The organism is Cupriavidus sp. HY129, from assembly GCF_059492215.1.
Genome location: NZ_CP083254.1, coordinates 2,750,100 through 2,764,946, shown reverse-complemented (window position 1 = coordinate 2,764,946; position 14,847 = coordinate 2,750,100). Strand labels below are relative to the sequence as shown.

At 65.9% G+C, this 14,847-nt stretch carries 9 protein-coding genes; 7 read left to right on the top strand and 2 right to left on the bottom strand.

Annotated elements, in window-relative coordinates:
* Positions 1 to 116: 116 nt before the first annotated feature.
* From K6G35_RS12630 to bamE, 3 genes are read left to right on the top strand one after another with little or no spacing between them, the layout of a single operon-like run.
* Complete coding sequence (locus tag K6G35_RS12630) at positions 117 to 2,048, top strand: autotransporter assembly complex protein TamA (protein ID WP_317915268.1); 1,932 nt, start codon at positions 117 to 119, stop codon at positions 2,046 to 2,048.
* Positions 2,048 to 6,217: a translocation/assembly module TamB domain-containing protein gene (locus tag K6G35_RS12625; RefSeq protein ID WP_495675794.1), complete on the top strand. Its 4,170-nt coding sequence runs from the start codon at positions 2,048 to 2,050 to the stop codon at positions 6,215 to 6,217. Before K6G35_RS12630 ends, K6G35_RS12625 begins: the two co-directional genes overlap by 1 nt.
* Before the next feature lie 50 nt (positions 6,218 to 6,267).
* Positions 6,268 to 6,816: an outer membrane protein assembly factor BamE domain-containing protein gene (bamE, locus tag K6G35_RS12620; protein ID WP_495676349.1), complete on the top strand. Its 549-nt coding sequence runs from the start codon at positions 6,268 to 6,270 to the stop codon at positions 6,814 to 6,816.
* Positions 6,817 to 6,889: 73 nt separating this feature from the next.
* On the opposite strand, the gene metG is transcribed toward bamE, so the two are convergent.
* Complete coding sequence (gene metG / locus K6G35_RS12615; protein ID WP_008651771.1) at positions 6,890 to 8,962, bottom strand: methionine--tRNA ligase; 2,073 nt, start codon at positions 8,960 to 8,962, stop codon at positions 6,890 to 6,892.
* Positions 8,963 to 9,307: 345 nt separating this feature from the next.
* A complete protein-coding gene (locus K6G35_RS12610) occupies positions 9,308 to 9,943 on the bottom strand; it encodes a YiaD family glycine zipper/OmpA-like lipoprotein (RefSeq protein WP_008651772.1) in 636 nt (211 codons plus the stop codon).
* A gap of 353 nt (positions 9,944 to 10,296) precedes the next feature.
* On the opposite strand from K6G35_RS12610, the gene apbC reads away from it, so the two are divergent.
* The 4 genes from apbC (at position 10,297) to K6G35_RS12590 (ending at position 14,839) form a co-directional block, all read left to right on the top strand.
* Positions 10,297 to 11,385 (top strand): iron-sulfur cluster carrier protein ApbC, encoded by a 1,089-nt coding sequence (gene apbC, locus K6G35_RS12605; protein ID WP_008651774.1) that lies wholly within the window; start codon positions 10,297 to 10,299, stop codon positions 11,383 to 11,385.
* A gap of 18 nt (positions 11,386 to 11,403) precedes the next feature.
* Complete coding sequence (locus tag K6G35_RS12600; RefSeq protein ID WP_011517337.1) at positions 11,404 to 11,940, top strand: DUF3305 domain-containing protein; 537 nt, start codon at positions 11,404 to 11,406, stop codon at positions 11,938 to 11,940.
* A gap of 9 nt (positions 11,941 to 11,949) precedes the next feature.
* The gene (locus K6G35_RS12595; RefSeq protein ID WP_495675793.1) at positions 11,950 to 12,555 is read left to right on the top strand and encodes a DUF3306 domain-containing protein; all 606 of its coding nucleotides are present in this window, start codon (positions 11,950 to 11,952) and stop codon (positions 12,553 to 12,555) included.
* 103 nt (positions 12,556 to 12,658) lie between these two features.
* On the top strand, positions 12,659 to 14,839 hold the full coding sequence (locus K6G35_RS12590) for a 4Fe-4S binding protein (RefSeq protein ID WP_495675792.1): 2,181 nt from the start codon (positions 12,659 to 12,661) through the stop codon (positions 14,837 to 14,839).
* The last annotated feature ends 8 nt before the right edge of the window (positions 14,840 to 14,847 follow it).

Here is a 14,847-nt window from a genome sequence, read left to right as displayed (position 1 = left end):
GGCTGGATTTTACCGTATTGGAAGCCGCTAAAAGAATTTTGAAATTTGGTGTCGGACTGACGTGGCCCTTGCGACGGTGTGGTCAAATAGCGACTTTGCGGGTAGACACCGACAGGATGAGGATCGACTTGGGCCACCTGGCCGGAATGGTCGCTGCTGGCAGGACGCCGACTAGCCACCGGAGTGCCGGGCGGGTTGCGCGTCTGGCCGGGCTCGTCCTGACGCTCCTGCTGGCGCTGAACGCGCCCCTGGGCCATGCCGCCAAGGCGGCCTACAAGGTGGAGATCGACGCGCCGGATGCGCTCAAGGGCATCCTGCAGGAACACCTCGATCTGGCCCGCTATACCGATCGCACCGACATTTCCGACGACCAGTTCCAGTACATGGTGGAGACCGTCGATGACCAGGTGCGCCAGTTCGCGTCCACTGAGGGCTGGTTCGATCCGGTGACCAAGGCCACCGTGGAAGGCGAGGGCGACAAACGGGTGGTCCACATTTCGGTCGATCCCGGCGCGCGCACGCTGATCCGCGCCGTGGACGTGCAGGTGACCGGCCCGGCCGCCACGCAGTCGCCGGAGCAGGTGGAGCAGATGCGCGCCAAGTGGGGATTGCCCGTTGGCGAACCATTCCGGCAGTCCGCCTGGGACAAGGCCAAGGAAGACGCGCTCGTGACGCTGCAGAGCCGCAGCTACTACGGCGCGAAGCTGGCTGCTTCGCGCGCGCGGGTCGAACCCGACGAACAGGCCGCCGATCTGTCCGCCCGGTATGAGAGCGGGCCGGCCTATATCCTCGGGCCGCTGGTGGTCGAGGGCACACGGCGCTATCCGGAGCAGATCGTCCGCAACGTGAACCCGCTGAACGTTGGTGAGCCATATCGCGTGGAGCGGCTGCTCGAACTGCAGCGTGCGGTCCAGAACCAGCCTTATTTCTCGAACGTGCAGGTCGACCTGGTGGAGCCGGCCGATGCTGAGGCCGAGGCCAAGGCCAAGGGCGAAGCAGGGACTGCCTCCGATGCCGTGACCGAAGCCGATGGCGCCACGACGACCACCAAGACCACCAAGGCCACGCAGTCCGATACCATCACGACCCCGGTCCGAGTGCGGGTGCGCGAGCAACCGCTGCATCGCCTCAATACCGGCGTCGGTTACACGACCGACACTGGCGCGCAGGTGAGCGGACGGTACTCCTATTACAACCTGTTCAATCGCGCGTGGGTGTTCGACTCCCAGCTCAGCATCGAACAGAAGCGCCAGTACGCCTATCTGGAAACGGCGATGCCGCCGGACACGCGTACCTTCCGCAACAGCATCTACGGCAGCTACGAACGCACGATCGACGTCGAAAGCACCGATCTGACGAGCTGGCGCGCGGGTCTGAAGCGCTCGCGCTCGCGCGACAAGTACGACACCACGTTCTCGCTGGATTTCTACTACGACAACCTGTTGCCGTTCGGGGAACCGGCCCAGATCTCCAAGGCACTGGTGCCGGCGTTCGCCTGGACGCGCCGCGATGTGGACAACCCCGTGTTTCCGCGCCGGGGCAACGTGATCAGCACGCAGATCGGCGTGGCGGGCAAGGGCTTCCTGAGCGATGCCACGTTCCTGCGTCTTTATGGCCGCATCCGGCAGTACATGCCCGTCGGCAACCGCGACCTGTTCGTGGCCCGTCTGGAACTCGGCGCGGATCTGACCAAGGCCGATCCGGCGCAGGTGCCGGCGTCGCTGCGGTTCCGGGCCGGTGGTACCGACTCGATCCGCGGCTACAGCTTCCAGTCGATCGGCACGCCCGAGGGCGCCGCCGTGGTGCCGGCGCGCTACCTGGGCACCGGCAGTCTCGAATACCAGCACTGGTTCAAGCCGGACTGGGGTTTCGCCGTGTTCTGGGACGCGGGTACAGCGTCGAACAGCATCAAGGGCGTCACGATCTATAACGGCGTCGGCGTGGGCGCGCGCTGGCGCAGCCCGGTGGGCCCGGTGCAGCTCGATGTCGGCTACGGCATCCAGCAGAAGCAGTTCCGTCCGCATATCTCATTGGGAGTGGCGTTCTGATGAGTATCCCGGACATGCCCTCCGTCCCGCGCGAGACGCCGAATGCGCCGCGCCCACCACGTCCTCGCCGCCGCGTGTGGCGTGTGCTGGCATGGATCGTCGGTTTGCTGGTGTTCCTGGTGATCGCGGTTATCGGCACGGCCGTGTTCGCGCTGCATAACGAAGCCGGCACGCGCCATCTCTGGGGGCTGGCCACGCGGCTGTCGGCTGGAATGCTGACCGGGCAGTTCGATGGCGGCACCGTGGCGAGCGGGCTGCGTCTGCATGACGTGGTGTACGCCAGCGGCGACACGCGCGTCGCGATCGACCGTATCGACAGCAAATGGAAGATGACATGGTCGCCGATGCGGCTGCATGTGGAATGGCTGCGCGTGGGCAAGATCGACGCCCGACTGCCGGCTTCCGAACCCAACACGCCGCCCGCGCAAATGCCGGCGACGCTCGAGTTGCCGCTTGCGATCGATATCGACACCCTTACGCTGGGCGAACTGTCGCTGCTGCAGGGCCCGCCCGCTACGTCGAGTCCGCTGGTGCTGTCGGGCTTGTCGGGCGCGGTGCATTCGGACGGGCAGCGTCACCGCATCGTGATCGATCGACTGGTCACACCCTACGGCAAGTTGCAGGCGAACGGTCAGATCGCCGGCCGCAAGCCGTTCGCGCTGACCGTCGAGGCGTTGGCGGAGGGCCGCTGGCAGGATGAGTCGTATGAGATGACCGCGCGTGTCGATGGCTCGTTGGAGACGCTGCACGCGCAGGTCGAAGCTAACGGCGACCGGATTCGTGCCCGTGCCAGTGCCGATGTGACGCCGTTTGGCGAGGTGCCATTTACGCATCTGATGGTGGATGGCGAGCGCATCAATCCACGGCTGTTCAGCGCGACCGCGCCGCAGGCGAATCTGAGTGTCCATGCGGACCTGCGTCCGGTGGCGCCGGCCGCTTCCGCGTCAGCGCCAGCCGCGCCTGCTTCTGCCCCTGCATCTGCATCTGCTTCAGTGCCACCAGCCAGCGGCGCGCCCGCGAAGCCCACGTCAAGCGCGACGGCGCCGCTGACCGTGGCGGGCGAAGTGACCGTGAACAACCTCGAACCCGGGCCGCTCGACAAGGAACGCCTGCCTGTCCAGAGCGTGCAGGCCCGCGTCGAACTCAGCGAGGCGACGCAGATTCTGAGCGACCTTCGCATCGCGCTGCTGGGCAAGGCCGAGATCGTCGGCAAGGGATCGTTGCATGATGGGCGCGGCGGCTTCGACCTCGATGTGCGCCGGCTCGACGTGGCCGCGCTCTACACGAGCCTGATGCCGACGCGTCTGTCCGGCCCCGTGAGCCTGCGCCTCGAACCGGGACGCCAGAGCGTGGCCCTGGATGTGTCGGGCGGTGACATCAAGCTCTTTGCCAACGCGAGCGTCGACAAGGATGCGGTGACGCTATCCACACTGCGGGCCGGGCTCGGCAGCGGAACGCTGACCGCCGACGGCAAGCTTGGTCTCAAGGACGAGCAGGTGTTCAGCTTCAAGGGCAAGCTGGCCGATTTCGACCCCGCGCGGCTGGCCAAGGTGGCGCCCGGGCGCATCAATGCAGATTTCTCGACGACCGGATCGCTGGCGAAGGTGCTGCGCGTGGCGGTCGATTTCGCGCTCAAGGAGAGCGAGTACGCGGGCCTGCCGATGACCGGCAGCGGCAAGGTGCGGCTCGAAGGCGAGCGCCTGTTGCCCAGCGAGGCGTCGCTGCTGATGGCCGGCAACCAGGTCAACCTGAGTGGCAGCTTTGGCGCGCGCGGAGACCGGCTCAAGGTCAACGTCGACGCGCCGCAACTCGATCGGCTCAAGTTCGGTGTGGCGGGCCGGGCGAAGCTCGATGCCGAGATTACGGGCACGCTCAAGCGCCCCGAGATCGTTGGCGACTACAGCGCCCAGTCGCTGGTCATCGGCCCGCACAAGGTGGCGAGCGCCAGCGGCCATGCGGAACTGCGTGGTGGGCTCGATGGCACGCTGTCGGCGCAGCTTAGCGCGCGTGACTACAGTGGCCCGCAGGCCAGCCTTCGCACGCTCGACGCCAACCTTTCCGGCACGCAAGTCAATCACACCTTCGACGTGAAGGCCGCCGGCTCGCTGCATGAGCACCCCATGCAACTGACACTGGCCGGGCAGGGCGCGTGGCGGGGCGATCAGGGCTGGAACGGCACGATCCACACCTTCGAGGAACGCGGCACCGTCAATCTCCGACTGGCCGCGCCGACGCAGTTGCTGGTGGCGGACCAGCACATCCGACTCGGCCAGACCCGGCTGGTGCTGGACCGCTCGACGCTGAGTATCGACGGATTCGAGTTTGATCACGGGCGCATCCGCACGCAGGGCAACCTCGACGGCGTGCAGGTGGCCCATGTGCTTGAGGTGTTGGAGGCGCTGACGGGCGAGCCGCCACCGATCCGGTCGGATCTCGTGCTCGACGGCAAGTGGAATCTGAACCTCGCCGAGACCGCGACCGGGTTTGCCGAAATTCGTCGCCGCAGCGGCGACGTCTCGGTCAATGCGGGGCGGGGCTGGGCCACGCTCGGCCTGGGCGAAACCGCGCTGCGGGCGGAGTTCGCCGGCAATCGTATGACGCTGCGTGGCGGCACCACCTCGCAGCGGATTGGCAAGCTCGATGTCGATGCGTCGGCGGGGCTGATCAGCGAGCAGGGTCTGCTGACGATTGGGTCGGCGTCCACGCTGGCCGGCACGGTGACCGCCGACATTCCGCGCCTGAAATCGCTGGAGGCCCTGAGCGGACCGCAGTTCGCGTACGACGGCAAGATCGCCGCCGCGGTGCGCCTGGGCGGCTCGGTCGGCAGTCCGTTACTGACCGGGACGGTCGATGGCAGCGACATCGCTGTCACGCTCTACGACCTGGGCATCCGCCTGACGGATGGCGTGGTGCAGATCGCGCTGGACCAGAACACGGTGGAACTCAAGCAGGTGCGCTTCCGTGGCGGCGACGGCACGGTGACGGCGACAGGCGCGGTCAAGCTCGGCGAGGCTGATCCGAACCTGACGGCCAAGATCGTGGCCGACAAGCTGCAGTTGTTCGCCAGCCCTGAGCGCACGCTGATCGTGTCCGGCGAAGCCGGCATTGCCAACGAGAATCGGAAGATCGCGATTCGCGGTAAGTTCCGCGTCGACCGAGGCCTGTTCGACCTACCCAAGGCCGGCGCGCCGGTGCTTGGCGACGATGTCGTGGTGGTGCGCAGGCGCGACCAGCGCGAAGTGAAGACGGCTGCCACGCAGGCACCCGAGACCAAGCCAGCCAGTCGTTTCAGCCCGCTGATCGATCTTGCCGTGGATCTGGGCGACAACTTCCGCTTCCGTGGCGCCGGCGCCGACCTTTTGCTCGCCGGCCAGCTTGGCGTGCGCAGCGAACCGCTGACGCCAATGCGCGCCACCGGCACGGTTCGCGTGGTAACCGGCACGTACGAGGCCTTCGGCCGCAAGCTGGAAATCGAGTACGGCTATATCAACTTCAACGGCGCGGTAGACAACCCGGGCATGAATATCCGCGCGATGCGCCGCAACCAGGAGGTGGAGGCCGGTGTCGAGGTGACGGGAACGGTGCGGTTGCCGCGCGTGCGGCTGGTGTCGGAACCGAACGTGCCTGACGAGGACAAGTTGTCATGGCTGATGTTCGGCTACGGCGCCGAGGGCGCCGGGTCGAGCCAGCAGAAGCAACTGAGCGGCGGGGCGCTCGGCGGTGCGGCGCTCGGCATGATTGGCGGCAAGGCCGGCAAAAACGTGGTGTCGCACTTCGGCATCGATGAGTTCTCGATCGGGCCGAGCACGGCCGGCCTGAGCGACACGCAGGTGGTGAGCGTCGGCAAGGCCGTGACCGACAAGATATCGGTGGGCTACGAACAGAGCCTGACGTCGGCATCCAACGTGGTCAAGCTGACCTGGGCCTTCTCGCAACGATGGTCGTTGCTTGCCAAGGGCGGTTCGATCAACGGGCTCTCGGTGCTGTTCAACCGGCGCTTCAACAACTGGGGTAACCTGTTCTCCGGCGGTGGCGGGTCCGGCAGGCGCGCCGCCGAGGCAGCATCCGCGGCAGCTGCATCGGCCGCAGCAGCCGCAGCGGCCGCCGCCGCCTCAGCTCCCGATACGGGCAAGCCCGCCGAAGCCCAGGACGACGCTACCCAGCAATGACATCCATGAAACTCCGACTCACTGACGCGTCACGCCGACGCCTTGCCGCCATGGGACTGATAGCCAGCCTGCTTGCCCTGTTTGGTTGCGACCAGCAGAAGGTCGACGAAGCCATGAAGAAGGCCGGCGACGCCGCGCGCGGCACGTGGAACAGCGTGAAGCCCGACAGTCTGCTGTTCAAGGGCATCGAGATCGGCAAGTCCACCGAGGAAGATGTGCGCCGTCAGGCCGGCAAGCCCGAGATCGTGTGGGAAGAGGCAGACGGCGGACGCCGGCTGGAGTACCCGCGTGGCCCGGAAGGCACCACCACCTGGATGGTGACGACGGGCCCGGACGGTACCGTGCGCAAGATCGAACAGGTGCTGTCCGCCGAGTCGTTCTCGCAGGTGCGGACCGGCATGAACAAGGACCAGATCCGGCGGATGCTCGGCAAGCCGACCAAGGTCGAGGCGTTCGCGCTGAAGCAGGAAGAGGTGTGGGGATACCGCTGGTATGAGAACCCGACCGAACGCGCGTTCTTCAACGTCCACTTCAACAACGACGGCATCGTTACCACGACGTCGCGAAGTGACGATCCTTCGAAGATGGGTGGCGGCTAACCAGGTCTGAGGGGGGAGGTGGTGCCGGCGATCGGGGAGACCGCCGGCACGCGGGCCGGGAGGTTGCTACCGGTTAGCGGATACGCATGCCGGGCACGGCGCCGCTGTGCGGTTCGAGGATGTACAGACCCGGGTTGGCCTTTTCATCCGCGGCCGATGCAGCCAGGACCATGCCTTCGGACATGCCGAACTTCATCTTGCGCGGGGCCAGGTTGGCCACCACCACGGTCAGCTTGCCCACGAGTTGCTCGGGCGTGTAGGCCGACTGGATGCCCGAGAACACGTTGCGCGTCTTGCCTTCGCCCAGGTCCAGCGTCAACTGCAGCAGCTTGTTCGAACCTTCGACCTTGTCGCACGCCACGATCTTCGCCACGCGCAGGTCGATCTTCGCGAAGTCGTCGATCGTGATCGTGTCGGCAACCGGCTCGATGGCCGAAGCGCCCGCGGCGCCAGCTTCGGCGGCCGGCGCTGTAGCCTGCAGCGAGTCCCGGTTCGCAGCCAGCAGTGCATCGATCTGTTTGGCATCCACACGCGTCATCAGGTGCTGGTACGGCTGCACCGGGCGGTCGGCCGAAAGCTGCTTGTCGATGGCGCGCCAGTCGAGCGGATCGACGTTCAGGAAACGCTCGACGCCAGCGGCCATGGTCGGCACCACCGGCTTCAGATAGATCGTCAGCAGGCGGAAGGCTTCCAGCGACACCGAGCAGGCGGCGTGCAGCGCATCGCGCTTGCTTTCGTCCTTGGCCAGTTCCCACGGCTTGTTGGTGTCGACGAACGCGTTGACCGCGTCGGTCAGTTCCATCACCAGACGCAGTGCCTTGCTGTACTCGCGGCTTTCATAGTACTGGGCCAGTTGCGGTGCGGCCTGGCGCAGTTGCTCCAGCAGCGGGTTGGCCAGCGCGGCCTCGTTGACCTTGCCGTCGAAGCGTTTGACCAGGAAGCCGGCGGCGCGGCTGGCGATGTTCACGTACTTGCCAATCAGGTCGCTGTTCACGCGGGCGACGAAGTCGTCCAGGTTCAGGTCCAGGTCTTCCATGCTCGCATTGAGCTTGGCGGCGAAGTAGTAGCGCAGCCATTCCGGGTTCATGCCGGTATCGGTATAGCTCTGCGCGGTGATGAACGTGCCACGCGACTTGCTCATCTTGGCGCCGTCGACGGTCAGGAAGCCGTGCGCGAACACGTTGGTCGGGGTGCGATAGCCCGAGAAGCGGAGCATCGCCGGCCAGAACAGCGTGTGGAAGTACAGGATGTCCTTGCCGATGAAGTGGTACTGCTCGGCCGTCGAGTGCGGGCCGACCCAGGCGTCGAAATCGATGCCGCGCTTCTCGGCGAGGTTCTTGAAGCTCGCGTAGTAGCCGATCGGGGCGTCGAGCCACACGTAGAAATACTTGCCCGGCGCGCCGGGGATCTCGAAGCCGAAGTACGGGGCGTCGCGCGAGATGTCCCAGTCGGACAGCGTCGAGGCTTCGCCTTCGGCGCCCAGCCATTCCTGCATCTTGTTGCTGGCTTCCGGCTGGGCCAGATCGGCCACCCATTCGCGCAGGAACGTTTCGCAGCGCGGGTCGGAAAGCTTGAAGAAGAAGTGCGTCGACGACTTGCGCACCGGCGTTGCCCCGGACACCACCGAGTACGGATTTTTCAGATCCGTCGGGACGTAGGTTGTGCCGCAAACCTCACACGAGTCGCCGTACTGGTCCTTGGCACCGCACTTTGGGCACTCGCCCTTGATGAAGCGGTCCGGCAGGAACATGTTCTTGACCGGGTCGTAGAACTGCTCGACGTCGCGCTCGGTAATCAGATCCTCGGCCTTCAGGGCCAGGTAGATCTTCTCGCAAAGCTGGCGGTTTTCTTCGGCGTCGGTGCTGTAGTAGTTGTCGAACGACACCAGGAAGTTGTCGAAGTCGCGCTTGTGTTCGGTCCAGACGCGGTCGATCAGCTGCTTCGGGGTGATGCCTTCCTTTTCGGCGCGCAGCATGACCGGGGTGCCGTGGGTGTCATCGGCGCCCACGTAGTAGACCTCGTTGCCCATCATGCGCTGGAAGCGCACCCAGATGTCGGTCTGGATGTACTCCACCAGGTGGCCGATATGGATCTGGCCGTTGGCATATGGCAGGGCGGAAGTGACGAGGATGCGGCGTGCGGTCATGAAAAGAGCCGTTCAGAGGGGTTTTGCGCCAGGAGCGCCGGCGGTGACCGGCAGGAGGCACGGGGGTAAAGGCGCTATTTTAGCAATTGCCCCGCGTCGGTGCGCGGTTTGCGTGTGGATTGGGCGCGAACGGGGGGCGAACTTGGGCCGAATTGGGGCGAATATCGCCGAAAACAGCCCGGAAACCGTTAATTCACGAGGCAAATGGGCAAAAAAAAGCGCCGGTTAGTCACCGGCGCAGCTTTCCACAACGGAAAAGGAGGAGAAATCAGGTACCGCCCGGGAGGTCAGCCACCCATCGCGAGCCAGCAACGGTGGCAAGCGGTACCTGAACTCTATGACTGGTCACCCAGAAATTGGTTTCAAGAAAATTTCGACACGACGATTTTGGGCACGGCCAGCCTCGGTCGAATTGTCCGCGACGGGCTGGGTTTGGCCCCGGCCTTCGGCGCTCAGGCGGGTCCGGGCGACGCCGCGGTCACCCAGGTAGCCGGCCACGCTCTGGGCGCGGCGTTGCGAGAGCTGCATGTTGTATTGCGGGTTGCCGGTGCTGTCCGTATGGCCAACGACGTTGGCCGACACGTCCTGGTGCTGCGCCAGCGTCTGGGCCACCTGGTCGAGCACGTTGCGGAACGACGGCTTGATCGTCGAGCTGTCCGTGTCGAACGTGACCTGGCTCGGGATGTTGACCTTCAGGGAGCCGTCCGGCTGCTCGGTGATCTGGGTGCCGGTGCCCGCGGTGTCCTTGTTCAGCTTGCCGCGGATGGCATTCCAGTTGTAACCGGTGGCGCCGCCGAGCGCGCCGCCCACTGCCGCGCCGACCAGCGTGCCAGTGGTGTTGCCGCCGATCAGGTTACCGATCCCCGCGCCTACCGCCGCACCGACTCCGGTGCCGACCGCCGTATTGGTCTGTTGTTCGGTGGCGCAACCCGCCAGGGCCGCAGCCGCGACGAGCGAGACGGTGACGAGCTTGAAATTCATGCTTTCTCCTTCTGGTGATTCCCGTAAATGTTTTGCCAAAGCCATCCTGCATGTTAACGCCTGGCGCGTAATGCCGCGCACAGGCAGTACAACTTTCATCATGCAATCAAAAACACTCAGGACGATCCCGCATACCGCCTGTCGGCACGCGGGATCCCGGGATTGGCGCACTACAATAGGCATATGGCGGCGCGTGCACAAGCCCGAGACTGTGAGAGATGTAATTGTCTGTAATTCCGCACTCGGCAAAGGGGTTTCCCGGCGGCGCAGGCCACAAGACCATATCGTGTGGGCGACTTTGTTAGCATTGCGTGCCTCAACCCCACATATCCATATTAGAAGCGGAGTCTGTCTTGAGTCTCACCATTGAACAGGTAACCGAAGTCCTGCGGACCGTGATCGACCCCAACACGGGCAAGGACCTCGTGTCCACGCGCTCGGCGCGCAACGTGCGGGTCGATGGCGGCGACGTTTCCGTGGAAGTGGAGCTCGGATACCCCGGCAAGAGCCAGTTCGAGCCCATCCGCAAGCTCGTGATCGGCGCGCTGCGCAATCTGCCGGGCGTAACCAATGTCAGCGTGGCGATGTCGATGAAGATTGTCGCCCACGCGGTGCAGCGCGGCGTCAAGCTGCTGCCGGGCGTGCGTAATGTGATCGCCGTGGCCTCTGGCAAGGGCGGGGTGGGCAAGTCCACCACCGCCGTGAACCTGGCGCTGGCGCTGGCCGCCGAAGGCGCGCGCGTCGGCATGCTGGACGCCGATATCTACGGCCCGAGCCTGCCGATGATGCTGGGTATCGACGGCCGGCCCGAATCGACCGATGGCCAGACCATGGAGCCAATGGAGGGTCATGGCCTGCAGGCCAACTCGATCGGTTTCCTGATCGAACAGGATAATCCGATGGTATGGCGCGGCCCGATGGTCACGTCGGCCCTGGAACAACTGCTGCGCCAGACCAACTGGCACGACCTGGACTACCTGATCGTCGACATGCCCCCGGGCACCGGCGACATCCAGCTCACGTTGTCGCAGAAGGTGCCCGTCACGGGCGCCGTGATCGTGACGACCCCGCAGGACATCGCCCTGCTCGACGCCCGCAAGGGCCTGAAGATGTTCGAAAAGGTCGGCATTCCGATTCTCGGCATCGTCGAGAACATGGCGGTCTACTGCTGCCCGAACTGTGGCCATGTCGAACACATCTTCGGCGAAGGCGGCGCGGAGCGGATGAGCACCGAGTATGGCGTGGACCTCCTGGGCAGCCTGCCGCTGAACCTGTCGATCCGCGAGCAGGCCGACTCCGGACGCCCGACCGTCGTGGCCGAACCGGACAGCCCGATCTCGACGATCTACCGCGAAGTGGCGCGCAAGGTGGCGATCAAGGTTGCCGACAAGACGCGCGACATGAGCAACAAGTTCCCGAGCATCGTCGTTCAGAACACCTGACCTTCACCGGAGCCCGCCGTGGACCAACCCGCTGTTCCCGAGCCGGAAGCCTTGCCCGCTGGCAGGCCGTCGGTGACGATGGCGGTGGTCATGCGCCGTGTTGCGCTGACCAACCGCTGGCAACCCTGGAAGTGGGAGCTCGATGCCGTGCTGCCGGATCTCGGCGAGTTCGGCACGGCGCCGAAGCGGCTCGACGCGGACGAGCACGGTGAGCACTGGGCGCATCCCGGCTATGCGGTCACGCTGTACCGCGACGAGGGTGAGGGCTACTACCTGAACCTGACCTCCACCGCGCCATGCTGGTTCGTGCTCTGGCGCATGGCCGAGGAGCCCGACGAGGATGGCGAGACGCGCCCGGTGCCGGTTACGGTGAGCCTGTCGTATAACGAGGCGGGGCGCTGGCTCGACGCAGGCGAGAACGTCGAGAACGTGCCGCTGGAGCCGGAGCAGCGCGCGTGGCTCCAGGCGTTCACGGACCAGCACTATCGGCCCGAACCCAAGAAGCGGCGCCGGCCGGAATCGTTCAAGGCGCCCGAAGAACGTGCGCGCTATTGAGGGATGGCGATGAGCGACGGCGATAGCTCCTTCCTGTCCCGCTGGTCGCGCCGCAAGGCGGCGGTCCGCGAGGGCAAGCCCGTGCCGGAGGAACAGGTACAGGCGCCGGCTGCGTTGCCGTCCCCCGTCGCGACATCGCCGGACGTGGCAGCGGCTGTTCCAACGCCCGCCGCATCCCCAGTACCGATGCCGACGCTTGCGGACGTGGCCGTGCTGCGCCCGGGCGACAACATCGCCCGCTTCGTGGCACAGGGGGTCGACGAGTCCGTCAAACGTGCGGCATTGAAGACCTTGTTCGCCGATCCGCACTTCAACGTGATGGACGGACTGGACACTTACATCGACGACTACAGCAAGCCCGACCCGATTCCGCCCGAGATCCTGCGCAAGCTGCGGCAGTCGGAGACGCTGGGGCTGTTCGATCCGGTCGAGGAGGCCGAAGACGTCGCGGAAGTCGCGGAAGTCGCGGAAGTCGAAGAGGCTGGAAAGGCCGTGGATGACGCGGCGGCTTCCCAGGCACCGCAACCCGGGCAGGGACAGCAGGCAGCAGTGGCCGAGGAGCCCACGGCCTCGTCCGGGCCGGACGAAGATCCTGCTGCGGACAAACACGCGTAGCCGCTGACCCGGCACGAGCCTAGAATAGGCCACTCCCACAAATCCGCCGACGCATGATCCTTCCGCGACGAGAAGGCGCGCATCGGCCGCTGCGCAAGTCCAAATGCCGACGCTGATCTGCAATTGCAATGACACCATGCCGCTCGACGGCGCGGCGCTGGCCAAGGCCAGTGGCGGTAACCAGGATGCGACGCAGGGCACCGCGCCGCTGAAGGTGCATCGCCTGCTGTGCCGCCGCGAGATCGGCGATTTCCGGAAGGCGCTCGATGGCACGGACGACGTGATCGTCGCGTGCACGCAGGAAAGCCCGCTGTTCACCGAGGTGGCCGCGCAAACGGCCAGTGAGCAAGGTGTGATGACCGCGCCGGTCCGCTTCGTCAACATTCGCGAGACCGGTGGATGGTCGGCCGGGGCGCGGCGTGATCCGGCCACGGCCAACGCCAAGATCGCCGCGCTGCTTGCGGTGGCGGCGTTGCCCGATCCCGATCCGGTGGCCACGGTCGATTACCGCTCCGAAGGCACGGTACTGATCATGGGACCCGCCGCTCGCGCACTGCCGTGGGCGGGTCGCCTCAGTGAGGCGGGGCTCGATGTGACCGTGCTGCTGGGCCAGGCCGACGGCGTGGTGGACAGCGGCGCGAATCCGGCGGATCGCGCGTGGCCGGTTCACAGTGGCAGGCTCGCGTCGCTGGCTGGCTGGCTGGGCACGTTCACTGCCACCTGGGAGACCGGTGCCGGCAAGAGCAATCCGATCGACCTGGATCTGTGCACGCGCTGCAATGCCTGCATCGCGGCCTGCCCCGAGCAGGCGATCGACTTCAGCTACCAGATCGACCTCGACCGTTGCCGAGATCATCGCGAGTGCGTGAAAGCGTGCGGCGCGGCGGCGGCCATTGATTTCGATCGCCCGGCTGCGACCGAATCGGGCCGGTTCGACATCGTCTTCGATCTCAACGATTCACCGGCTTTCGCGATGCATCAGCCGCCGCAAGGCTATCTGCATGCGGGTGGAGATGTCGCGCGCCAGTACGCGCTGGCGCTGACCGCGCAACAGCTGGTCGGCGAATTCGAGAAACCGAAGTTCTTCCGCTACAAGGAAAGCCTCTGCGCCCACGGCCGCAACCAGACGACGGGCTGCACGACTTGCATCGACATCTGTTCGACGCAGGCGATCAGTTCGCACTGGCGCGACGGCAAGGGCCGTATCGAAGTCACGCCGAACCTGTGCATGGGCTGCGGCGCGTGCACGACGGTTTGCCCGAGCGGTGCCATCAGCTATGGCTACCCTGGCCCGGAGACGTTTGGCGAACGCCTGCGCACGCTGGTGACCACTTACAGCCGTGCCGGCGGCCGTGATGCCGTATTGCTGATCCACGGCGCGGAGCACGGTACGCCGGCCATCCTCGCACTGGGTCGCGCCGCGCGGGCCGGGCGGGCACGGGGCGTGCCGCCGAACGTGATTCCGGTTTCGGCATTCCATCCGGCCTCGACGGGCATCGAGTTGTGGCTGGCTGCCCTGTGCTGGGGTGCCGGCGGCGTGGCCGTGCTGCTGACTGGCGACGAAGCGCCGCAATACCGTGCGGCGCTGCTCGAGCAGATGGCTGTGGCCCGGGCCATCCTGGAGGGCTTCGGCTATCGTGGCCAGCGGCTGGCGCTGATCGAGGCGAGCGACGTTGCCGCGCTCGATGTGGGGCTGGGCGCGATTTCCACGCCGGCCGAACCGCTGAGTCCGCTGCCAGTCGCGGGATTCCGCGCCGCGCTGGCCAAGCGCGAGACTCTGGATTTCGTTGTGGATCACCTGGCGCGCAATGCTCCGGTGCCCGCCGAAACGATGGCGCTGCCTGCGGGCGCGCCGCTTGGGGCCGTGCAGGTCGACACCTCCCGCTGCACCCTGTGCATGGCCTGCGTGGGCGCGTGTCCGACGCAGGCACTGCGCGACAACGCCGAGCGGCCCGTGCTGGCCTTTGTCGAGCGCAACTGCGTGCAGTGCGGGCTATGCGAGAAGACTTGCCCCGAGGACGCGATCACGCTGGTGCCACGTCTGCTGGCGGGCGATGCCGCGCGCCGGCCCGTCACGCTCAACGAAACCCAGCCGTTCCATTGTGTCCGTTGCGGCAAACCATTTGGCACGGCGCAGATGGTGGAATCCATGCTGGTCCGGCTGGCTGGCCATCCGGCGTTTGCTGGTGCGGCGGCTGAGCGGCTGAAGATGTGCAGCGACTGCCGGGTCGTCGACATGGTGGAAAAGGATAGCGGCGCCGCCACGGGCGCGACGCTGCAATAGGGCAGCGC

Bases quoted from the DNA above. Each gene is read 5' to 3' on its own strand.
- K6G35_RS12630 (WP_317915268.1), top strand. From the start codon at position 117: ATGAGGATCGACTTGGGCCACCTGGCCGGAATGGTCGCTGCTGGCAGG.
- K6G35_RS12625 (WP_495675794.1), top strand. From the start codon at position 2,048: ATGAGTATCCCGGACATGCCCTCCGTCCCGCGCGAGACGCCGAATGCG.
- bamE (WP_495676349.1), top strand. From the start codon at position 6,268: ATGGGACTGATAGCCAGCCTGCTTGCCCTGTTTGGTTGCGACCAGCAG.
- metG (WP_008651771.1), bottom strand. From the start codon at position 8,962: ATGACCGCACGCCGCATCCTCGTCACTTCCGCCCTGCCATATGCCAAC.
- K6G35_RS12610 (WP_008651772.1), bottom strand. From the start codon at position 9,943: ATGAATTTCAAGCTCGTCACCGTCTCGCTCGTCGCGGCTGCGGCCCTG.
- K6G35_RS12595 (WP_495675793.1), top strand. From the start codon at position 11,950: ATGAGCGACGGCGATAGCTCCTTCCTGTCCCGCTGGTCGCGCCGCAAG.
- K6G35_RS12590 (WP_495675792.1), top strand. From the start codon at position 12,659: ATGCCGACGCTGATCTGCAATTGCAATGACACCATGCCGCTCGACGGC.